The following is a 21,092-nucleotide window of genomic DNA, read 5'->3' on the forward strand; positions in this document are numbered from 1 at the left end:
CCCCTGGGCGCGGGCGTGCAGTCCACGACCCTGCTTCTCCTGTCGGCGCTGGGCGAGCTTCCGAAGCTGGATTACGCCGTTTTCTCGGACACCGGATGGGAACCGGCGAAGGTCTACGATCACCTCAACGAGGTGGAGCGGAAGATCGCCCGGCCGGCCAACATACCGATCCTTCGGGTCTCGTCCGGAAATATCCGTCGGGACGCCCTCGACCCCGCCCACCGTTTCGCGTCGATGCCGCTCTACATTCTCAACCAGGACGGCATTCCGGGAATGACACGGCGGCAATGTACGGGCGAGTACAAGATCAAGCCGATAAAGCGGCAGGTGCGCCAAATCCTGGGGTACCCGCATCCGGCCCGGGTGCCGAATGGCGTGTACGCCGAGCAGTGGATCGGCATCAGCACCGATGAGTTCCATCGCGCCAAGGATTCGGACGTCAAGTACACGCGGCACACCTTTCCGCTGATCGACCTCGGCATGTCCCGAACGGACTGCCTCAAGCTGCTTGCCGAGCACGGCTGGGGGGCCACGCCGAAGTCGAGCTGCCTGGGTTGTCCATTTCACGGAAATGCCCAGTGGAGGGAAATCCGCGACACTTCTCCCGAGGAGTGGTCGGATGTCGTTGAATTCGACGCCGCGATTCGGGCCGGGAACGCGCGGGCGAATGCGGACGGGAGGCCGTTGCTGGGGCAGGCGTACCTGCACCGCTCGCGCCTGCCGCTCGACCAAGCGCCGATCGACAAGCTCACCCGGACCGAACTCCGCTCCCTGCAGACACAGTTGGACCTGAATGAGGACGAGCTGGAAAACGGTCCCACGGACGGCTGCTCGCCCTTCAGCTGCCGCTCGGGGGAGGCAATCGCGTGACAGCACCGGCCTCCGGTGCCTCGTACCTCGACCTCCTGCACCACGCCGGCCCAGACGCCGAACTCAGGGCTGTCCTGGACTCCGCGGAGGACGGCCTCCTCGCGCCGCTCCACCAGTTCCTGGAACAGGCCGCAGAGGTCTTCCGGCAGCGGGGCGATCTCCGCTCCGCTGCCGCCCTCGACGCCCACGCGGCCACGGTTGAGCAGGTCGGCGACGAACTCCACTACCTGGCAAAGGACTTGACCGCACCACCCCGCCCGGTCAGCGGCACCACCGCGAGCATCCGGCCGGCCCGAGCGTTCCCCGCGGCCGTCGCCGAGCCGGTGCGAGCCGCAGGGCGGCCCCCACGGCCGACCCGCTCACGGTGACCCCACCCACCATCAGGAGGTTCCTCTGTCTCCCTTGATCAAGTCTGTCGACCGGGCCCAGGCCCTGCGGCTGCTCAGCCCGCTGCCGGACGGCACCGTCACCGGCCTCCGGCAGGTGGCCCGTCGCGGCGACCTGGTCGTCACCGCCGAGCTGTCACAGACCATCCGGCAGGACACCTGGAACGGGGTGCGGATCCGTATCGTCTCCCCGAGCGCCGGAGTGGTCGACGCCAACTGGTTCGGCTTCGCCGAGCACCGCGTGTTCAACGAGAGGAACCAGGCGCCGTCCGCCCGGGACGGCGGCGCGGAGCTCACCCCCTACAACGCCGCATTCATGCTGACCTACAACAGCATCGACGCCTACCGCCTCCGGGACGCCGTCGCCGACTACACCTCCGTCTTCGTACCCCCGCCCGCCCCCGAGTTCACCGCCGCCGCCAAGCTGGGCACCCTCCACGCGACCGCGCGACGGCTGGATCACCTCGGCTCCATCGACCCGCAGCACCTGACCGGGCGCGCATTCATCCACGCCGAGGTCCTGCGGGAGGTGGTCGGCGAGATCCACCTCAGCCTCTTGCCGCTGACAGGCGAGCGGCAGAGCGCGGACAGCTCGGCGGTCGAACTGTCCGACGGGCTTGACGCTCTGAGCATGGTCCGCACCGCGCTGACCGACCTCGCCCGCAGCGCCGAGGAAGCCGGCCACACCAGCCAGGCGCAGCTGTTCCGCGAGCACGCGCAGTCACTGGACGCGATCAACGCCGAGATATCGGCCGACCTGGCCGCCGACCGTGCCGACGGCCCGCCACGGAGCCGGAGGACCAGCCGCACAGGGGCCGCCCGAGCCGGGAACGCCGCAGTGGCGGTATCGGCGCCCGCGACCGGTACGACGGTCCCGGCCGCACCCCGGCAGCCCGCCCGGCCCTCCCGCTGACCACCCCATCCTGTCTTCTGCACAACGGAGTTGACATCAACCACGACCTTCCCTTCCTGCCGATCAGCCGCGCGGACGGCACCTGGTACCTGCCGGCTGGTTCCGGCCGTCTCTGGATCCGAGACGAGGCCCTCGTCGAGGACCTGGACCGGCTGCGCGACCTGATGCTCCCCGCCGCTCTCCGCGAGGAGGTGGCGCCGCGGTGACGCCGGTCAACCGGGATATGAGTCCGCAACTGGAGGCCGAGCAGGCGGTGCTCGGCGCGTGTCTGCTCGATCCGTCCCGGGTCGGGCTGCTGGACGGGTGGCTGGAGCCCCGGCACTTCTACCGTCCGGCACACGAGCGCTTCTTCGCGATCCTGCTGGCCCAGCACGCCGCCGGCCACCCGGCCCTCGCCCCGGGCGCCGGGAACGAGCAGCTGAGGGACTGGGCGCTGACGGCCATCACCGCCGCCGCCCGCGAGATCCCCGGCGTCACCGCCAGCTACGGCCACACCCTGGTCTCGGCCTGCCCTCGGTCCGAGCACGCCACCAGTTACGGCCGGATGGTGCTGGAGACCGCGGTCCGGCGGGCGCTCGACGAACACGCCCACCGGCTGCTCGCCGCGGTCCAGACCGCATCGGTCGAGGCAACCGTCGAGCTGACCGGCGCGCTGCACTCCGTCATCCAGCGCCTCGCCGACGCCTGGGGCACGATCGACCAGCGCTCGCGCCGCCCGCTGCCCACCCCGCCCTCGCCTGAGAACGCCTCCACCGCGCTCGAAGGCGCCCGAGAGCACGAGCAGGCACTGCTCTCCAGCCTGCTCAGCGCGCCCGGGCGGATCCCCGAGATCGCCGCCTCGCTGGTCGGCGAGGACTTCGTCGACCCCGGCCACCGCGCCGTCTACCTGGCCATGACCGCACTCGCGCACCGGCGCGAGCCCCTCGACGAGCTGACCGTGCTGTGGGAGGTCCAGCGGCGCGGGGCGCTTGCCGCCAGCGTGATCTCCGTGGCCCAGGTCCGGGAGATCTGCTCGGCCGGGATGCCGGGCGATCCCGCCTACTGGGCGGAGCACGTCCTGCGCGCCGCTCTGCTGCGCACCGCCGCCACCTCGGCCGGCATCGTCCGGGTGATGGCGCTGGACGCCTCCATCGCCGCCGGTCCACTGCTCGGCTCGGCCGTCCAGGCGCTGGTCCCCGCCGACCGGGTACAGGACCGGCTGCGCGCCGCGACCGCCACCCCGGCGGAGCGAGACGGGCCGGTCGTCCTCAGCGCCGCCCGACGTAAGGGCGCCCTGAGCCGCAGCCCCGCCCCACCGGCCGCCACCACCGACCGGGCGGGCGAGCCCGTCGCCCGCCCCCGCCGCTAACCCCGGAGTACTCCACTGCCTCCCACCACCGCCCGCCCCCGTGCCCAGTCCGTCCACCGGCTGCACGCGGCGGCCGACGCCATCGACTACCTCATGAACCAACTCCCGCGCGCGTACCGCGAGGAGGGCCTGCCGGGCCTGGAGGAACTAGCCGGGCACACCCGGGCGATCCGCGACTGCCAGGACGACCTGCTGCACGTCGCCGCCGCCCTGCACCACCCCCACGCCCAGAGCGCCGACCGCGCCGTCGTCCGCTCCCTCACCGCGGCGACCGCACAGTTGGGCGAGGCGCTGGGCGCACTGGGCCGGGCCACCGCGATGGCCGGCCGCCTATACGAGGTCGACGGCATCGGCCCTCGCGCCGAGGAGGTCCGCGAGCGCGGCTCCCAGCAGCTCAACCTGGCACTCTCCCGCACCCGCCTCGCCCTGACCGGTGCCTGCGAGGACCTGCGCCGCGATGCCCGCTCCCTCACCGGCCCCGCCGCTCTCGCACACCGGCCAGTCCTTCGGGCTTCCGCCGCCACCGCCCGTTCCGCCGCCGGGGCAGGAGCAGCCACGGTCGCCTCGCTGCCGGCCCGCACCGGAGCGAGCACCGTCGTCGCCGGGCGGCGCCGTTGAGGTCCCCTGCCGCCCCCGCGACCTTCGGCGGGGCCGTGTCGGCCAGCTCGCGCCCCGACTACCGAGACGACCTGGCGGTGGTCGCCGGGATGCTGCGCGCCCTCGGGCGCAACGCCGCCGCCACCCCCAGCGGGCCGGTCCCCGGCATCCCCAGCCGTGACGCCCTGCTGGAGCACTGCCGCCAGGCACAGGCGTTCATCCGGCACTGCGGCGACAACGCCGAGCACTACCGCCACCAGCCGGTCGCGGACAACCCCTCCGCGGCGGCACTGGCCGGCGCCTACGGCACCGCGATGAGCCGCGCGGCCACCGTCCACCGGCACCTTGGCGCCGCCCTCGACCTGTCGATCAAGTGCGCCACCGCCGCCCCGGCCGAGCCGGGCAGCCCTGCCGAGCAGCTGCGTCTGCGCCGAGCCGAGCACACGGTCACCGCGCTGGACAGCGCGGACCGGTGCGCCGCCGAGGGAGCCGAGGAAGTGCTCGCGTTCACCGCCCGCCTCGCGCCGGTTGCACCGACGGCCCCCGCCGAGGCTGCGCTCGTACTCGGCTCACCCGCCACCGCCCCTGCCAGGAAGCGCCGTTGACCGCCGACCCTCCTCTGCCGCCCGCCGCGGCCGGACTCAGCCAGCACGACCTCGACACGCTGAGCTCGCTCGCCGAGCAACTGACCGCCTTCGCGGAGGCCATACCCGTGCCGGCACCGCACGAGCCGCTGCCCGAGCTCCGGGAGCTGGTCTGGCCGATGGTCCGCTTGCACGAGCTGATCACGATCCCGCTGGACGAGACCTTCTTCCTCGCGACCAACACCGCCGGCTCCCCCGCGCTCGGCGTCTTCACCGCGACGACGACGGCCCTCACCCTCACCCAGGCCGCGCTGGCCCGGGCGGCGAACCTGCTCACCGAGGCGGAGCCGACACCCGAGGCGCAGAGCAACGCCCGCCGCTCCCTCACCACCGCCCGCGACACCGCCCGCTCGATGGCCGAGGAGCTGGGCGAGAGCGTGGCCGCCGCCCCCGCGCCCAGCCCGGTCACCGCCCTCGCCTCCCGCCGCCGACCGGCCATTCACTCCGAGAGCCGCCCACCGGCCGCAGGCGACTCCGAACGCCGCGTGGACGCAGCCCTTCGCCGCTCACCCGCGCTCGTGCTCATCTCCCCACCCGCCGAGCCCCCGGCCCCGCCGGCCGCCCCCGCACCGTCGGCAACGGTCGTGCCACTCCGGCGAACCTGACCCCCGCGTCGGACCCGACGACGTTCCGAGCCTGCCCTCCCCGGCAGATCCCGATCCGATGGAGTCCCACCACGCCCTCCACCCGCCCCACCTCCAAGGTCAAGGACCACCAGCGGCACCTGCGTGACGTCGCCCACCAGGCCGAGGCCCTGGCAGCGAAACTGCCCACCCCCCGCACGGCCTCCGCCGCCGGCGTGCCCGACGCCCGCGACGTCGCCGCTCACCTGCGCGCGATGCAGGAACTGCAGACCAGCACGCTCGCAGCGGCCGACTTCTCCGAGTGGTTCCCCACGCACCCCACCACCATGACGGCCGCCCGCCTCACCGCGCTGTCGCTCACCCGCGCCCACGCCGGGGTCACCGAGGCCACCCGGCACCTGTCCTACCTGCTCCAGCACGCCGTGAGCGCCGACGTCTGGGCCCTGCCCGACGCCCAGCCGGTCAATCCCGCCGCCGTCTACGGCGCCGCCTCCACCGAACTGCGGCGAGCCGCAGGGCAGCTGAGGATCGACGCCGACCATCTCGCCTCGGCCGGCGTCTCCGCCGTCCCGGCCAAGCCCCGCCGATCCGCCGCCCTCAGCGTCACCCAGCGGATCCGCCGCGCCCTGCCCGGCCGCCAGACCGACCCCCTCCCGATCGCCGCGCTGCCCCGCAGCAGCGCCCCCACTCCCCGCCGCTGACCCCAAGGACCCGCACTGACCACCATCTCCCCCGACACCCAAGCCCAGTGGCTGCTCGGCACCGCCGCCAACCTGCACTACTTCAGCGAAGAGCTGTTCAGCACCTACTGCCACCGCGATCCGCAGCCCGATCGCCTCAGTGCCGTCCTGGACTCCATGTCCGAGGTGCAGAAGATCCTCCTGTCCAACGTCGTGGACGAGTACGACACCACCTCCGCCGAGTCCACCAGGCCCGAGGACATTGCCTGGCGGCGCGGCTCCCTCGCCTACGCCTACGCCGGCCTGCTGACCGCCAAGGCGATCCTGCGCGCCCAGCCCGCCCTGGTCGCGGTCACGCTCAGGCGGATCAGCCCCGCCTCCGCCCCCTGGCCGCACCGCACCGCCTACTTCAAGTCCCTCTCTTCCTCCCGGGAAGTCCTCGAAGAGGCAGTCTGGAAGCTCAAGGAGGTCGCGGCGGACCTGACCGGCCCGGCGCCGGACTTCCTTGCCCTCACCGGTGAGCAGGCGATCGTCCTCACCCGCTCCGCCGCCCTGTCCCAGCGGCCGGCCAAGCCGGTCACGTCGCGGACGGCCGCCGGCCCCGGCGCCGCGGTGCAGGTGTCGCCGCCCGCCGTACGCGCCGCGACCGCCCGCAGCGGGGCCCGCCGATGACGGCGCCGGGCGGCGGGTGGCCGCGCATCGGCAGCATGTGCTCCGGGTACGGCGGCCTGGACCTGGGGGTCCGGGCCGTCCTCGGAGGAAGTGTGGCGTGGCACGCCGAGATGAACCCCAACGCCGCCTCGATCCTCGCCCACCACTGGCCCAGAGACGCCAAATCACGGTGATATCAGCGCAGTTGACTGGAGCAGCGTCGAGCCGATCGACGTCCTCACGGCGGGATTCCCCTGCCAGGACCTGAGCGTCGCCGGCCGCAGGGCCGGATTGATGGAGGGCACCCGCTCCGGACTGTGGTTGACCATCGCCCGCGCGATCGATGTCCTCAAGCCGAAGTTGGTGATCATTGAAAACGTCCGCGGAATCCTCAGCGCAGCCGCTGCCTCGTCAGCCGATGGCGACTTGGAATGCGGCTGGTGCGATCTGGGAGACGGCGGAGGCGAGCCTGCTCTGCGGGCACTCGGCGCCGTTCTTGGAGACCTGGCCGACCTCGGGATGGATGCGCGCTGGACGGTGCTACCCGCTGCCGCCGTCGGCGCCCCCCATCGCAGGGAGCGGCTGTTCCTCGTCGCCTGGCTTGCCGACACCGAAGGCCCGCGATGCGAAGGGGCCGGATGCGAAGCGGGAGGACCTGGGGCATGCGGTCACCCTGCTGAAGACCCCGACCAGCAATTTGGGCTCGATCGGCGGGAGCCAGCACCCGGACAAGCGGCGCCAGGGCGGACACGGCCCGAACCTCAGCGACGAGGTGGAGCACCTGCTGTTCCCGACCCCGAAAGCCTCCGACGGAACGCACGGCGGGCCGAACTCCCGTGGCAGCAAGGGGGATCTGACCCTGCCGTCGGCGGCAGCCCAGTTGCTGCCGACGCCGAGGGCCTCGGACACCGGGACGCCCGGGCGCCGGGCGGGGGCGGGGTTCCGGCCGCCGCTGTCGGCAGTGGTCCTGCCGATCTGGGAGCAGGACGACTCGGACTGAACCGGTGGGGCCCGTACGGGCCGGCCATTGCCCGCTGGGAGCGGGCCACCCGACCCGCGCCGGAGCCGACCGACGAGCGGGGCCGGCTCGCCCCCCGCTTCGTCGAATGGATCATGGGCGTCGGCGAGGGCCACGTCACAGCCGTCCCGGGCCTGTCCCGCTCCGCCCAGCTGACCGCCCTGGGCAACGGTGTCGTCCCCCAACAAGCGAGCCGGGCAATGGAGTTGCTGGGAGCGGCCGACCTGCTTGCCGCCGCCTGCTGCTGCGGTCAGCGGTGAGCGGGGGGCGCTTATACACCAACTCCGGCCCGATACGTCGGGCCGCCGAGCGCACATCCTCGTGTCATCACCCGCCGACGAGAGGCACCCGCCCCTTTGACCACCCCCGAGCCCGCCCCGACGTCCGCGCCGGACGGCTACACCAACACCCAGATCGACGTGCTGACCGCGAAGCTGTCCGCTCTCGCGGCGGGATTCGACCTGCAGGCCGAGCAGCTGGCCAGCATGACCACCGCCCTCCCTCCGGAGGACGACGACGACCCGGACGCCCCCGGCGGCGCAGAGCCACTGTTCATCCTCGCCTTCGACGACCCGCAGTACGAGCAGGAACTGGAGCTGATGACCCCATGGGTAGACGAGATCTGGACCAAGATCTACGGCCCCGAGACCACCGCCGGCCGACCGTGGTGCCCGCGCTGGAAGGAGCACCCGGAGGCGGTGGCGCGACTGCACGCCCTCTGGCTGGCGTGGCAGGCCGCCCTCGACCCCGAGTCGGGTGCTGCCGGCCCCAGTTCGTGGCAGCGAGACCACCTCGAACCCGCGCTCATGAAGCTGCGCTCCGCCGACGGGCCGTTCGGTGCCTGCACCAGCAGCGGTGGCCACATCAGCCACCGCGTGCTGCCGCACCCCGTGCTCACCGACACCACCCCTGTCGACCACCCCCTCACCTGACCGAAAGAGCCGACCCTTGCCCGACTTCAACCTGCGCGGATGGCGTCCCGCGGATGCCGCCTCCGCCGAGGCCCAGGTGCAGTTCCTCGCCGCGGAGGATGCGTACGCGCTGCTGACCGAGGTGAACCACGACCACGAGGGCAGCTCGGACGACTTCCTCCTCTTCGAGGACGTCGCCAGCTACTCCGCGGTCGCCGCGCACCTGCACTACGGCGAGGACGGCGAGACCTTCACCCTCGCCACGGAGACCCTGCCCACCTTCGCCGTGGCCGCGGCCTGGCTCGTCCAGCGCGGTGCCGAGCCCGATCCCTTCCTCGACCTGTCCGGCCACCCCGGTGCCCCGGCCGACGCCCGCAGTGCCTCCGCCGCTGCCCGCCTGCTGGAGTCCGGCTCCCGCTACCGGCTCGTCGACCACGGCGCCGAGCCCGACGAAACCTGGGCAATGCTTCGCGACGGCAGCGCCGCCGGAGCCGAGCGGCCCTTCCTGCTGCACCTGGAGACCGTCGATCCGGACCGCGGGTACACGCTGCGCGAGGGCTCCTTCAGGTCGCCGCAGGAGGCCCAGCAGTGGCTGGAGAGCCGGCGTACCCCGCTGCCCCCGGTCGCCGACGGCGACGTGTCCGTCGTGGTCAGCCCGCAGGCCAACGCCGCGCGCACCCGCAGCACGACCGGCCAGCAACGAACGGCCGCTGCGGAACCCGTTCCCGCCCTCGCCGTCACGGCGGCGACCACGGCTCGCAGGTCCACCCGGTGACCACGCCCACCCGGCCGCTGGCGGGTTTCAGCTCCCACCCCGAGGCCCTGGACGACCTGCTGTCCGTGCCGCAGCACGTGCGGATGCTCGCCCTGAGCTACCTCGGCCGGCTGGTACGCGCCGAAGTCCGGGGCCCCCTCCTCGAGCAGCAGGGTGAGCGCGACCTTCGCGGTGGCAGGAAGCTCTACCTGGACGACGCGCTGGACTACCGGCTCGTCTATGTCGAACGCCGCGCACCCCACAACCCGCACCACCTGCAGGGCATCCACTTGGTCGCCGTCGGTGAACGCCGGGGGGTCGCGGTCTACGAGACCGCAGCCCGCCGCCTGCGGCAGGCCGCCGGCCAGGAGGTTCGGCGCGGGATGCCGGCCCGTTTCCAGGCAGCCCTCGCCTCCTCCGCCCGGACCTCCCCGGCCCAGGCCGCCGCCTCGGCCAGCGCACCACCAGGTGTGTCTCCGGCCGTCACCCTCTCCCCGGCCGCCCGCCAGCGCTGACGTCGCCCAACTGCCCAACCAATTGCTTGAATCGGAGATCACCCAGTGTCGACCGCCACCGCCGTCCTGCCCGCCACGTCGAAGCCCACCACCAGCTCCGTCCAGCGGGCCGCCGAGGTGCTCTCCATCCGGTGGGCCACCCGGATCGTCCGCGCTCTGCGGCAGGGAACGACGACCAGCGGCGACCTCCTGGCGGGCGACCCGGTCATCCCGGTGAGCAGCGCGTACTCGGTCATCCGCGCGCTCGCCGGGGCCCACGTCATCACCCGAACCCCGAGCGGCGGTGCCCGCATCGATCTCGCGCTGTCTCCCAAGGGCCAGGCGCTGGCGCCCGTGTACGCCTCGGCCCTTGCCTGGGCCGAGCGTTACCCCCGACCGGGTGTCGGAGCCGAGCAGGCACCGGAGATGATCGAGGAGACGCTGGGCCTGCTGGCCAGCTCCCACACCGTCCCCCTGCTGAGCGAACTGGCCGGCAGCGCGCCGAAGCCCTACCCGCATCTGGTCACCTCCCTGAACGCCCGCGACAAGGCCGCGGCCTACCAGCGGCTGCTCGCGCTGGAGGAGCGCGGCCTCGTGGCCCGCAGCGGCACCCGCCGCACCTACCGGTGGAGCGCCACCGAGGCGGGGCTGGCGATCGGCCGGGTGTACGGCGACCTGGCTGCCTGGACCTCCGGCGCCCACACCCCGTCCGCACCGGCCAAGCCTGGCACCGCGCTGGCCGCCGCCGGCCGCGCCGCCGTCGTCGTGCAGAGCCCGGCGCAGGGCGATCTGTTCTCCGAGTTGCAGAGCGCCGAGCGTCCGGTGAGCGCCCGGGCAGCGGCGGCTGACCTGCGCAGCATCACCCTTCACATCTCCTTCTCCGACGCCCCGGCCCCGCAGCCACCCGCTCCGCTGCTCGTCGCCGCCTCGGCGCACCGCCGCTGACGAACCCCGCCCGCCCGGCCCGCGATCCCACCCCGAGGTTCATGATCCCGCCTTCCCCGTCCTCCGTCCCTACGAGCGGTACCCCCGTGCCGGCCGCCGCCTCAGCTGCGGATCCCGAAAGCCTCCGGCCAGCGCTTCCGGCAGGCTCCCGCCGAGCAGGTGGACGATCCATCCTTCGAACCCCGCACGTCACGCCGCTGCTGGCGGGAACCCTGGTGGGCCGTCTGCCCGCGGCGATGGCCCCGATAGCCGTGTTCCTGGCCGCCCGGGCCGATCACGCCTCCACCGCGCTCGGCGCCGTCCTGGCCGCGCTGTACGCACTGGCCGGGGCGATCGGGCAGCCGCTGCTCGGCCGCGTGGTGGACCGCTCCACCCTGGCCGCCGTCGCCGTACCCGCCGCAGCCGTCTCGGGCGCAGCGTTCATCGCGCTGGCCTTCGTGGACTGCGCCGCGCAGCCGCTGGCCGCCGCCGTGCTGTCGGTCGTCGCGGGTGCGGCCACCCCGCCTCTGGAGGCGGGCTTGAGGGCGATGTGGACCCGGTTGGTCGAACCGCGCCACCATCACAAGGTCTTCGCCCTCGACTCCGCCTCGCAGGAGGTGGTGTTCGTCGCCGGACCGCTGCTGGCCACCGCCGTGTGCCTGCTCGCCTCGCCCGACTTGGCGCTGGTCGCCTGCGCGGTGGCCGGCAGCGCCGGCACCCTGGCCGTCGCCGCCCGCCCTCCGGCCAGCGTCCGGTCCCCGGCACGCGCGGTCCACTGGCTCGGACCGCTGCGCTCGCCCGGTCTGCTGGTCCTGCTCACGGCCTCGGTGTTCTTCGGGGTGACGCTCGGCTCGTTCACCGTCTTGGCCCTGTCCTACGCCGACCGGCACCACGAAGGGTGGCTCGCCGGCGTGCTTCCGGCCGCTCTGTCGTTCGGCAGCCTCGTCGGCGGCGCTGCGTGGGCCAAGCTCAAGCGACCGTGGTCACCCAGCCGCGCCCTGCCCGCGGTCGGCACGATGTACGCCTCCGCCTTCGCCATCCTGCTGCTGCCCGCCCCATCGTGGCTGATGATCACGGCGAGTGTCCTGCCGGGCCTGTTCCTCGCCCCTTGGTTGGCCTCCGCGTTCGTCGCCTGCGACGCCCTGGCGCCGAGCGGCACCGCCACCGAGGCCGCCGCCTGGCTGATCGCGGTGATCGGTCTCGGCCAGGCCACGGGCACCGCCACCGCCGGCCAGTTCTCCGCGTACGGCCACACCGCCACGGCCGCCGTCCCCCTGCTCGGCGCCGCGCTGGCCGCTACCGCACTCGTTGCGGGACGCCGCCGACTCTCGCTTCCCTGATCAACCCCTTCCTTCTTGGAGCTGGACTTCTTGCCCAACCGCACCACCAAGGCCACGCCCGCGCCGATCACCATCGTCTGGGACTGGAACGGCACCCTTCGCAACGACCTCGACGATCACGTGGCGGCCCTGAACGCGACCCTGCCCGGTCTGGGCGGCGAGCCGATCAGCGTGGAGACCTACCAGGCGCTGCACCGAATGCCCATCCGCGACTTCTACACCGACGTGCTCGGCCGACAGCTCGGCGACGAGGAGTGGCACGCCGCCGACACCGCGTTCCTCGCCGAACTCGCCCGGCGGCCGGTCCGGCTCCAGCAGGGCGCACGGCAGCTCATGATGGGCCTGCGAGCCCGAGGCGTGCGGCAGAGCCTGCTGTCGCTCGCGCCGCACGAGCGGCTCGTGGGCGAGGTGGAGTCGGTCGGCATCACCGGGCTGCTGGAGCGGATCGACGGCCGGCCGGGGCCGTCGGTCCCGAGCAAAGCGCCCGCCATGATCGCGCACCTGCAGGCCCTCGGGCCGGAGGTCGACCCGTCGCGCACCCTGGTGATCGGGGACAGCGTCGACGACGCCGTCGCCGCGCACGCCGTGGGCGCCGTCCCGGTGCTGCACAGCACAGGGCTGCACGGCTCAACGCGGCTGGCCACCGCCGGCGTCCCGCTGGTGAACACGATCCAGGACGCCGTCGCCACCGGCATCGCCATCATCACCTCGCGGCAGCTGGCCGCAGCATGAGCGCGGACAGCGGACGCCCGATCGCCCCGTGGAGGCCCCGAGTACCCGGCAACACCGACCTCGGCAACCGGCTCGTGTGGTCCGAGCTTCAGGTCGAGCAGCCCCGCGACCTGCCCGGGCACGGCACAGCGACCCTCCATGGCGCGGTCGCCGACCAGATCGCCTCCACCGCCCACAGGCTCGACGACGTGCAGACCCGGCTGGTCGCTCTGGCCGCCGCCCTGCGGGACGACCTCCAGCGCATCGAGGCCGGCCATGACACCACCCTCCCCGTCACCAACGGCATCCTGCGCAACGGCGCTCTCGACATCGACCTCCTGGTCACGCGCCGCACCGAACTGCACCGATCGCTCACCGCGCTGATCGGCGTCTACAAGGAACTGCCCGCCTTCATCCCGCCACCGGCCCCGGTTCCAACGGCGAAGTCGGCAGCAGCGGTGACCCGGCTGCCGCCGCGGCAGGAGGCGGGGTTGCGGCTGATCGGATCGTCCACCGTCACCGTCTTCAAGGACGTGCGCGGGTCGATCCAGGTCCTAGCCCGCGGGGCCGATATCAAGGTCGCCACCGTCGATGCACTGATCGGCAAGAGCCTGGTTGACCACTACGCCCGCAAGGACCTGTCTCGGGGCCACGATCTGACTCTCACTTCCGAGGGGCAGACCAGGTACGAGGCACTGCAGGGAGCCCCGGCCCGCGCAGCCGCCGCCCGTGCTCGGCCGGTCGGTCTGCCCGCAGCACCGGAGGCGCCCGCAGCCGTCGCCGTCGCCGTGTCACCGCCGGCGGTCCGGTCCCGGCGCTGACCGCCGCCCCCAACCCCCGCAGGCCCGCCGGGCCCGGCCTTCGACCACGCTCAGGAGACCCCTCATCGGAAGCTGGGACACCGGTCCGTTCCACAACGACGCCGCGATCGGCATCGCCGAGCGCTTCGACAGCCTCTTCCCGGCCGAGCTACCGCCGTGGCTCCACCGCCTCTTCGACGTCGCGGTCGCCATGCCGGAGGGCCCGCTCGACACCGACATGGCGCAGGAGGTCGTCGCCGCCGCGGCTGTCATCGCCTCGCAGTGCACGGACGGAAGCGACATCAACCTCAACAGCGGCCCGCGCGAGCCAGTCCCGCCTCTGCCAACGGGCCTCCGGCCGAAAGCTTCCGCCGCCCTCGACCGCGTCCTCGCCCACGCCGACGCCGAAGTGGACCGCTGGTACGTCCGGGAGCGAGGCGAGCAGTGGCTCGGCAACGTGCAACGGATCCGACTTATCCTGACGGACCCGGCCTCCGCCCCTGAGCCTGCGGCGCCCCGACCGCAGCGGCGAGTGTTCGCCGGCCAGCAGCTCCTCCGGGACAGGTTCGGCGTCGAGGACGCCTTGGACCTGCACGCCCGGCACCCCAAGGGGTCACCGGCGCACGCTCTGGCCGATCTGCTGGAGCGCCAGTCGTACGAGGTGGACACCCTCGACCGGGAACTGCGCGCGACGGCTGCCCGGGCGGGCGAGACGCTGGCCCAGGTTGCCGAGGGCAAGCATGGAGCGGTCCAGACCAACGGCGTCCTGCGCTTCACCGGCGTCGAACTGGAAACCCTCGGGGCCCGCTTCGCTCTCGCCAACCGTGACCTGCAGGAACTGGCCAACCGGTACGAATACGCCGTCGCCGACGGGACTGACCACGCCGCTGCCCCGCGGTCGGCAGCGGCCCGGACCGGCGCCCTGCAGGTCACCGCGGCGGGCAGCCAGCTCGCCGAGGTGCACGACACCCTCGCCAACTGGTACGGCGAGCACCGGGCCCCCGCATCGCGCACGAACTCCGCCGAACCAATGCCGCGCAGTTCCTCCCGCTCCAGCGCGGCGACCACCCGCGCCGCCGGCCCCGGCATCGGCCCCACCGACCCGCTGCCGCCACCCGGTGCCGCCAGCCACCGACCCGGCCACCGTCGCTGAATAGAAGGACCGCACTCATCCCCACCCGCGAAACCCTCGAAGAGACCCGCTTCGACGTCGACGGCCTCCGACCGGTCACCCCCGACGACGAATCGAGGCTCGACCACATCTGCCTCAGCCTGGACATGTACACCTCCCTTGCGGTCCAGCACACGTCGAACCCGCACACCGAGCTCCTCGCCGAGAGCTTCCATGTCGTGCACGACGGCACCATGACCTGGGCCGACGTCCCCGGCCTCGCTCAGTACGCGGCCGTCCACGTCGAGCGCGACCTCGGGGAGGGCACGTACCGCTTCGACTACAGCCGCCACCCCATCGCCGCTCTCGCCCAGAACTGGCTCGTCTCCCGCGGCGCCGACCCAGGCCAGCTCACCGTCGACGTCGAGGACCCCATGAGCACTGACCAGGCCACCCGGGACCTGGAGGACTTCCTGGCCGTCTCCGGAGACCGCTTCGGGATCCGCGACGACTACACCCACGACAGTCCGGACTTCTACAAGACGTGGATCATCGCCACCGACAGCCGGCCCGATCCGGGCCAGCAGCCGGTCCGCGTCTTCTACGAGGACGTCGACACGGCGAACCACTCATACACCCTGCGCCAGGGCGGCTTCGCCACCGTCGAAGCCGCCCGGAGCTGGGTCGACCGGCTGGAGCAACCAGACAACCCGCTGCCACCGCTGACCGCCGCCCCCAGCGCCCGCGCCGCCAGCGCGGGAGCGCACAGCTCCGTCCCGGTCACCCTCTCCGCCCCGGGCCCCGCGCAGGCACCCGCTACGGCGGAGGGCAGCCCCACCCGACCCCACCGCCGCTGACGCCTCATCACTCCCTGGAAGGACTGCAGATCTCCCCGTCCGACAGCACCCAGTCGCCGGCCACCGCCGGGCCGCAGCGGCGACCGCGCACGACGGAGCACCGCAGCGTGCAGACCACGGTGCGGTTCACCCCAGCGGCCATCGCCGCCATCGGCGAGCGCGCCGCCGCCGAGTGCCTCACGACCGCCGGGTTCATCGGCAACGCCGCCCTGGCCGCCGCGCAGTGCGGTGATCCGCTCCAGCGCCCCGACCGCGACCCGCGGCGCCCGCTCGTCGAAGCCCTCGACCGCGTGGCCGGCGAGCTGAACGCCGCCGTCGCCGCCGTCCGCGAGTCGCAGGCCGGGCCGGGGCAGGAGGCCGCGCTCGCGGTTCTTCCAGCCGTCGCCGAGCGGACGTACACCGTCCTGGACGCCGTGCTGGAGGTGTCGTGATCCCCCGACGTCTCCCGGGGCAACGGCATCCGCCCGCTGTTGGCCTACCTCTACGGACCGGGCCGGCGCGAGGACACGTCGATCCCCACCTCGTCGCCGCGTAGGACCTGCACGGCGCCCCCGACCCGGGACGTCAGCCGGGTGCGAGCGTCGGCTGGCTCGCGGACCGCCTCGACCAGCACGCCCGGCTGCGCGCCACCGAGCTGGGGTCGGTGCCGCCGAACCGGGTGTGGCACTGCTCCGTCCGCGCAGCGCCCGAGGACCCCACCCTCAGCGACGAGCAGTAGGCCCAGGTGGCTCGCCGCGTCGTCCGCGCCACCGGCCTCGCGCCCGATCACGGCCCCGGCTGCCGGTGGGTGGCGGTCCGCCACGCCGCCCACCACATCCACCTCGCCGCCGTCACCGTCCTGCCCACCGGTGCCCGGCCCGCCATGCACCGCGACGCGATGCGGGCGCAGGCCGAATGCCGAGCCATCGAGGCCGAGTGGGGGCTGCGCCGGGTCGGGCTCGGCAAGCGGACCAGCACCAGCTACCCGACCACCGCCGAAATCATCAAGGCCGAACGCCAGTGCTGGGATGAGACGTCCCGCGTCTGGCTCCAGCAGCAGATGCGCCAGGCCCTAGCGGAAGCCACCACCGTAGACGACTACGCCTCGGCGCTGGCCGCCCGCGGCGTGCTCGTGCGCTGGCGAACCGACGCGCAGGGCGCCGCCGTCGGCTACAGCCTCGCCCGCCCCGGCGACACCGGCGGCAGCGGGGCCCGGTGTTCTTCGCCGCCGGACGCCTCGACTCCACGTTGACCCTGCCCCGGCTGCGCCGCGCCCTGGCCCCCGCCGCCGACCGACCCTGACGACGGACTGCCCGCCCGTCAACTCCCTTCGCCCAGAGGTTCCCCACGGCCCGAGAGGCAGGTCCCGTCGAACCCCGACTACGACGAAGGAACAGCTTGCCGACACCACACCGGCTGGCCACCCGGCCCCACCAGGCCGTCCTTGCCGCCGCCGCCGACCCCGACCACCAAGTCCCAAACACCTTCAACGCCCGCACCCACCTCGTCCTGGTGAACGAGGGCCTCGCCCACATGCGCCCGTTCATCGTCGGGGACCGCACCTATCAGTACGACGAACTCTTCGGCCCGCCGGACATCCACCTCACCGCCGCCGGCCGGGCCTACGCCGAACGGCACGGCGTGGAGACACCTCGCCGCAGGATCGTGGTGATCTCCTGCGGCTCACTGAAATTCGATCCCGGGGTCAACGAGTTCGGCCGCCCCAACGCCCTCCCGGCCGGCGATCTCTACCAGGGCCCGTACCACCGATCGCTGCGCGCCGCCGCCGACGCGCTCACCACCGGCCGCCGCCGGCCGGTGATCGTCAGCGCCCTCCACGGACTGGTGGAGCTGGACCGCAGCCTCCTGTACTACGACGTGAGGCTCGGGGACGCCAAGGCGGTGAGCGCCGCCACCATCCGCGCCCAGGCGCAGCGCCTGGACCTGGACGACGCCGAGGTGATCGTCCTCGGCGGGCGGGCGTACGTCGAGCTGGTCACCGGTGCCGTGCCCCATGCCCTCGCGCCCCTCACCGGAGGGCTGGGGGCTCACCGCGCCCAGTGCCGAGCCGTACACGAAAACGGCGACCTCGCTGCGTCCTGGTGGACGGAGGCCGCCCGCCTCTTCGACCAACATCAACCGGGACGCACCACCGAGCCGCTCCAACCCCAGATTCCCGGCCTCGGCCCGGAGCAGAAAGCGAACACCCGCCCCCGGGCCTGCCAGCCCCCGGCGTCCGTCCGGCACCGCCACGGTCCTTCCGAGACCGGTGCCAGCGTGCCCTCCATGGTCCGCTCGACACCGATCCCCTGGACCGCTCCACCGCCGTCTACAGCCCCCGGCCACCGGTCCGTCCCTCGGCACTGACCAGAAAGACCACCCTCACCCTTGTACATCGCCTCCTTCCACGACGCCCGCGACGGCGGTCCCTCGCCCGATCCGGCCGGACCTCAGCTGCCCACGGTGGCGGACCGGGGGCGGCTGCGGTGAGGGACAACCGCGCCCTGGAAGCGTTCACCGATCAGGTGGCCCGCCGGCTCCCCGGCACCTGGGAGCCGATGCTCGCGGACGTGAGCCGGTCAGCGGCGCTGACCGAAGTGTACGAGCAGCTCTGGGACCTCGGGATCACACAGTGGGCCCTGCTGGAGTTCGTCAACGACCGTCTCGGGATGCTGCGTGACAGCCAGGGCCGGGAGCTGGTCGTGCTCCCGCGCCCGCTCCGCCCGGGTCGCTACCTGATCGCACCGCTCGTCCCCACCGGCACGGATCCCGGCACGGTGGAGGACCTGACGCCGTTCGGCGTCAGCGTCAGCGGGTCACCGGCCCGAGCGGCCGAGACGGCCCGCCGCAGGCTCCTGCCCCGTCTCGACTACGCACTCCTGCTGGCCGAGGAACGCGGGCTCTACCCCGGACCGCCCGCCGACGACGGGCACCGCCGGGTCCGCGCGGCCACTGCCCGCACGAGCCTGCCCACCGGCACCGCACCGGCCGTCGTCTTCTCCGCCGGGCCCCTGCGCCCGGCCACCCCGCATTCGGGCCGAGGCCGAGTCCTAGCCCCCTGACCGAACGAGATCTGTGCCCACTGCCTCCCTCGCACCCACCGACCCGCTCCTCGCCGTCCGCCCCGTCCACCTCGCCTGGCCCGGCGACACCGACCTGCCCTCTCTCCTCACCACCGAGCACGGGTGGTTCCGCCCCTACAACTCACCCACCCATGTAGTCCTCGTAAGCGGCACCACCGGCATCGCGCTCTCCAACGGATCGGGACCGGCCCCGCTGTCCCTGACCGGGATCGGCTGGTCGATCGGCTTCTGCCACCAGGTGCCGGCCGAGATCACCCGGGCCCTGCTCGACGAAGCCGCCGCCGGCACCCGCCACACCCCGGGCTTCCCCACCAGCACGGGCCGCCTTGTCGGCCACCACGCCCGCGCGGCATTGCTCGCGGCTGGCTGGTCCGGACACCACTGGGACGACTACGAGCTGGTCTCCGCCCCGGACCGCCGCGCGGCCCTCACCTTCCCGCTGGAGGCCCCCAGCAGCGAGGTAATGCTGACCGGCGCCGCCGACACCGGAACCTGGACCATCAGGTTCACCGCGATGGCCCCCGAGCCGCTGCTGACCGCCACCGTCCGCGCCCTACTGGGCCCCACCGTCCGCCGGGCTAACCAGCTGCCGGCCCGCCACCGGAACCTGCTGACCACCCAGCCCGTCACGGAACAGCTGCCGCACAACCGGCGCTCCGGTGCCGCCCGCGCCCGAAGCACCGGTATCCGCCCCATGCTCACCACACCGCAGTCCGCCGACCAACCGCGCACCGCCGGTGCCGCATCGGTGCCGACCCCGCGGCAACGCCCGTCCTGACCCCGCCCCTGCGCTCCTGGGAGACCTCCCCTGCCCGCCGAACCCGATGCCGACGACCTGGTCGCCGTCCGCCCGTTGGAACTCGCCGGGCCCGGTACCGCGCCGTTCGACCTCCTGCACCACCTCACTTCCGAGTACGGGTGGCGCGTCGCTGCCGACGGCGAGAACCCGCAGCTGGAGAGCCCGTGCGGCCGGCTTCGCCTGCAGCACGGCACCTTCCTGTCCGGCAACCTCCTGCTGGACGACAACTGGATGCTCACGGCCCGCTAGGCATCGGGCTCCGAGTGGTTGTGGTGGGCGTGCTTCAGCCCCCAGACACCGCACGAACTCACCTACGGCGTCGTCCTGGAGACCGCCCGTCGCCTGGATACCGAGCCCAGCAGTGTCCTGACCCGACGCGCCGAGGCGGACGACGCGGCCGACCTGCTCACCGCTGCGGGCTGGCAGGAGAGGGAGCACCCCCTTCCCGGTGCCCGGATGATCACTCCGACCGGAAACACCGGTGCCGCGCACACCTTCGAACTCCCTGAGCGGGCACTGTCGTTCAACATGCTCGACACGAGTTCCGAACTGGCCTGGTCGATCTCCATGTCGCCCCGGACACCGGAGGCGCTCCTGCGCGTCACGGCGACGGCCTTGGTCGAGGACTCGGCAGTGCGCCACCGCAGCGAGATCCCCGCCCACCACGCTGAACGGGTCTCGACCGCGCCAGCGCACTCGGCACTCCCCCCGCGCTGGACAGGTCCGTTGCCCGGCCTCGGCGGTGACCAGGCGCTCGCGTCGGCCGGTCCGGAGGGGGCCGCAGTCGGACAGCCCAGCCCGGCAGCAGCGCTGGTCGCGGTCAGCCCGCGCCACTACGCCGGTCCGAGTGCCAACGCCGTCGAACGCCTTCAGCACCGTCTCGAGGCCGAGGGCTGGGTCCGCGGAGATGGCATCCTCACCAGCGCGTGCGGCCGGCTGGGGATCGCCTGGCCCACCGAGTCGACCAAGCCGCGGGGCTGGGCGGTCGAGACGTCGCACGAGCCCTGGCGGATCTGGGGATCCCAGCGCCGCGGCGCGGGCGTCGCCTGGCGGGTCACCGGGTGGCGACTGGTCCCCCAGGAGGTGATCGACGGTCTGCTCGACGAGGCCGCCTTGATGTTGGAGGAGGCCGACACCGCAAGCCGGGCACCGTTCGAGGCCGGTGTCCTCGGCCTAGGGTTCCTGCCTCTGGCAGCCGCGGGCTGGAGCAGTGAGATCACGCCCAAGGGCTCTGCCTCCTTCGAGTCGCCCGACGGGTTCCTCAGCGCGCGGTGCGGCCCCCCGGATGCCCTGTACGAACTGCGCGGGCGGCCGGCAGCCCGCATCTCCTGTCGGAGGGAGCTCGGATTCTGGGAGGTCGAGATCAGCGCGAACACCCCCTCCCGCCTCGCTGCCGCGCTGTGCCGGACCGTCGCCGACCCCTCACCTCTGATCCGAAACTCCGACCACCTACGCCTCGACGCGACCAACCGGAAGGTCGTCGTCGTCACCCCGGTCACCGCGCAGTCCCTCACCGCCTCCACCCGCCGGGTCGCGGCGGTCACCCGATCGCTCCCCGTTCTCGCTGCTGCGGGCACCGCGGAGTCGACGGCCCGCCCGGGCTCCGGCCCCCGGCCTCCGAGCCCCCTGCGGCGGTGA

27 protein-coding genes and 1 pseudogene are annotated in these 21,092 nt (G+C 73.2%); all 28 read left to right on the forward strand.

The window, feature by feature from the left end; all coding sequences use genetic code 11:
- Window positions 1-30: 30 nt before the first annotated feature.
- Complete coding sequence (locus ACI1MP_RS10045) at window positions 31-870, forward strand: hypothetical protein (protein WP_404870794.1); 840 nt, start codon at window positions 31-33, stop codon at window positions 868-870.
- On the forward strand, window positions 867-1,238 hold the full coding sequence (locus tag ACI1MP_RS10050; protein ID WP_404868407.1) for a hypothetical protein: 372 nt from the start codon (window positions 867-869) through the stop codon (window positions 1,236-1,238). Before ACI1MP_RS10045 ends, ACI1MP_RS10050 begins: the two co-directional genes overlap by 4 nt.
- 34 nt (window positions 1,239-1,272) lie before the next feature.
- Window positions 1,273-2,169 carry a hypothetical protein gene (locus ACI1MP_RS10055; protein WP_404868408.1) on the forward strand — a complete coding sequence of 299 codons (897 nt, stop codon included), beginning with the start codon at window positions 1,273-1,275 and terminating at the stop codon, window positions 2,167-2,169.
- A 202-nt stretch (window positions 2,170-2,371) separates the two neighbouring features.
- Window positions 2,372-3,517: a DnaB-like helicase N-terminal domain-containing protein gene (locus ACI1MP_RS10060; protein ID WP_404868409.1), complete on the forward strand. Its 1,146-nt coding sequence runs from the start codon at window positions 2,372-2,374 to the stop codon at window positions 3,515-3,517.
- Window positions 3,518-3,610: 93 nt separating this feature from the next.
- Window positions 3,611-4,135 carry a hypothetical protein gene (locus ACI1MP_RS10065; RefSeq protein WP_189277735.1) on the forward strand — a complete coding sequence of 175 codons (525 nt, stop codon included), beginning with the start codon at window positions 3,611-3,613 and terminating at the stop codon, window positions 4,133-4,135.
- Window positions 4,136-4,170: 35 nt separating this feature from the next.
- Window positions 4,171-4,719 (forward strand): hypothetical protein, encoded by a 549-nt coding sequence (locus tag ACI1MP_RS10070; RefSeq protein ID WP_189277737.1) that lies wholly within the window; start codon window positions 4,171-4,173, stop codon window positions 4,717-4,719.
- Window positions 4,716-5,363 (forward strand): hypothetical protein, encoded by a 648-nt coding sequence (locus tag ACI1MP_RS10075; protein WP_404868410.1) that lies wholly within the window; start codon window positions 4,716-4,718, stop codon window positions 5,361-5,363. Before ACI1MP_RS10070 ends, ACI1MP_RS10075 begins: the two co-directional genes overlap by 4 nt.
- A 194-nt stretch (window positions 5,364-5,557) precedes the next feature.
- Window positions 5,558-6,043: a hypothetical protein gene (locus ACI1MP_RS10080; protein ID WP_404868411.1), complete on the forward strand. Its 486-nt coding sequence runs from the start codon at window positions 5,558-5,560 to the stop codon at window positions 6,041-6,043.
- Between the two features lie 156 nt (window positions 6,044-6,199).
- The gene (locus ACI1MP_RS10085; RefSeq protein WP_404868412.1) at window positions 6,200-6,694 is read left to right on the forward strand and encodes a hypothetical protein; all 495 of its coding nucleotides are present in this window, start codon (window positions 6,200-6,202) and stop codon (window positions 6,692-6,694) included.
- A gap of 207 nt (window positions 6,695-6,901) precedes the next feature.
- A pseudogene (locus ACI1MP_RS10090) lies at window positions 6,902-7,225 on the forward strand (DNA cytosine methyltransferase); the annotation flags it as partial.
- 49 nt (window positions 7,226-7,274) lie between these two features.
- A complete protein-coding gene (locus ACI1MP_RS10095; protein ID WP_404868413.1) occupies window positions 7,275-7,673 on the forward strand; it encodes a hypothetical protein in 399 nt (132 codons plus the stop codon).
- Between the two features lie 113 nt (window positions 7,674-7,786).
- Window positions 7,787-7,951, forward strand: a complete 165-nt coding sequence (locus ACI1MP_RS10100) for a hypothetical protein (protein WP_404868414.1) — start codon at window positions 7,787-7,789, stop codon at window positions 7,949-7,951.
- A 96-nt stretch (window positions 7,952-8,047) separates the two neighbouring features.
- The gene (locus ACI1MP_RS10105; protein WP_404868415.1) at window positions 8,048-8,623 is read left to right on the forward strand and encodes a DUF4913 domain-containing protein; all 576 of its coding nucleotides are present in this window, start codon (window positions 8,048-8,050) and stop codon (window positions 8,621-8,623) included.
- Window positions 8,624-8,639: 16 nt separating this feature from the next.
- On the forward strand, window positions 8,640-9,377 hold the full coding sequence (locus ACI1MP_RS10110) for a hypothetical protein (protein WP_404868416.1): 738 nt from the start codon (window positions 8,640-8,642) through the stop codon (window positions 9,375-9,377).
- Window positions 9,374-9,871 carry a hypothetical protein gene (locus ACI1MP_RS10115; RefSeq protein ID WP_404868417.1) on the forward strand — a complete coding sequence of 166 codons (498 nt, stop codon included), beginning with the start codon at window positions 9,374-9,376 and terminating at the stop codon, window positions 9,869-9,871. The genes ACI1MP_RS10110 and ACI1MP_RS10115 overlap by 4 nt, the downstream gene beginning before the upstream one ends.
- A gap of 45 nt (window positions 9,872-9,916) precedes the next feature.
- Window positions 9,917-10,795, forward strand: coding sequence for a helix-turn-helix domain-containing protein (locus tag ACI1MP_RS10120; protein ID WP_189277752.1), 879 nt, complete (start codon window positions 9,917-9,919; stop codon window positions 10,793-10,795).
- A gap of 215 nt (window positions 10,796-11,010) precedes the next feature.
- On the forward strand, window positions 11,011-12,114 hold the full coding sequence (locus ACI1MP_RS10125; RefSeq protein ID WP_404868418.1) for an MFS transporter: 1,104 nt from the start codon (window positions 11,011-11,013) through the stop codon (window positions 12,112-12,114).
- 30 nt (window positions 12,115-12,144) lie between these two features.
- Window positions 12,145-12,846, forward strand: coding sequence for an HAD family hydrolase (locus ACI1MP_RS10130; protein ID WP_404868419.1), 702 nt, complete (start codon window positions 12,145-12,147; stop codon window positions 12,844-12,846).
- Window positions 12,843-13,646: a hypothetical protein gene (locus ACI1MP_RS10135; RefSeq protein WP_404868420.1), complete on the forward strand. Its 804-nt coding sequence runs from the start codon at window positions 12,843-12,845 to the stop codon at window positions 13,644-13,646. The genes ACI1MP_RS10130 and ACI1MP_RS10135 overlap by 4 nt, the downstream gene beginning before the upstream one ends.
- Window positions 13,555-14,778 (forward strand): DUF4259 domain-containing protein, encoded by a 1,224-nt coding sequence (locus ACI1MP_RS10140; protein WP_404868421.1) that lies wholly within the window; start codon window positions 13,555-13,557, stop codon window positions 14,776-14,778. The genes ACI1MP_RS10135 and ACI1MP_RS10140 overlap by 92 nt, the downstream gene beginning before the upstream one ends.
- Window positions 14,779-14,903: 125 nt before the next feature.
- Window positions 14,904-15,593 (forward strand): hypothetical protein, encoded by a 690-nt coding sequence (locus ACI1MP_RS10145; protein WP_404868422.1) that lies wholly within the window; start codon window positions 14,904-14,906, stop codon window positions 15,591-15,593.
- 107 nt (window positions 15,594-15,700) lie between these two features.
- Window positions 15,701-16,024 (forward strand): hypothetical protein, encoded by a 324-nt coding sequence (locus tag ACI1MP_RS10150; protein WP_404868423.1) that lies wholly within the window; start codon window positions 15,701-15,703, stop codon window positions 16,022-16,024.
- A 293-nt stretch (window positions 16,025-16,317) separates the two neighbouring features.
- A complete protein-coding gene (locus tag ACI1MP_RS10155) occupies window positions 16,318-16,824 on the forward strand; it encodes a hypothetical protein (RefSeq protein WP_404868424.1) in 507 nt (168 codons plus the stop codon).
- 146 nt (window positions 16,825-16,970) lie between these two features.
- Window positions 16,971-17,939 carry a DUF6884 domain-containing protein gene (locus tag ACI1MP_RS10160; RefSeq protein ID WP_404868425.1) on the forward strand — a complete coding sequence of 323 codons (969 nt, stop codon included), beginning with the start codon at window positions 16,971-16,973 and terminating at the stop codon, window positions 17,937-17,939.
- 119 nt (window positions 17,940-18,058) lie between these two features.
- Window positions 18,059-18,634: a hypothetical protein gene (locus ACI1MP_RS10165; RefSeq protein ID WP_404868426.1), complete on the forward strand. Its 576-nt coding sequence runs from the start codon at window positions 18,059-18,061 to the stop codon at window positions 18,632-18,634.
- Window positions 18,635-18,647: 13 nt separating this feature from the next.
- On the forward strand, window positions 18,648-19,433 hold the full coding sequence (locus tag ACI1MP_RS10170; RefSeq protein WP_404868427.1) for a hypothetical protein: 786 nt from the start codon (window positions 18,648-18,650) through the stop codon (window positions 19,431-19,433).
- A gap of 75 nt (window positions 19,434-19,508) precedes the next feature.
- A complete protein-coding gene (locus ACI1MP_RS10175) occupies window positions 19,509-19,703 on the forward strand; it encodes a hypothetical protein (protein WP_404868428.1) in 195 nt (64 codons plus the stop codon).
- Window positions 19,704-19,721: 18 nt separating this feature from the next.
- A complete protein-coding gene (locus ACI1MP_RS10180) occupies window positions 19,722-21,092 on the forward strand; it encodes a hypothetical protein (protein ID WP_404868429.1) in 1,371 nt (456 codons plus the stop codon).

This window comes from Kitasatospora griseola (assembly GCF_044999035.1).
Taxonomy (GTDB): domain Bacteria; phylum Actinomycetota; class Actinomycetes; order Streptomycetales; family Streptomycetaceae; genus Kitasatospora; species Kitasatospora griseola.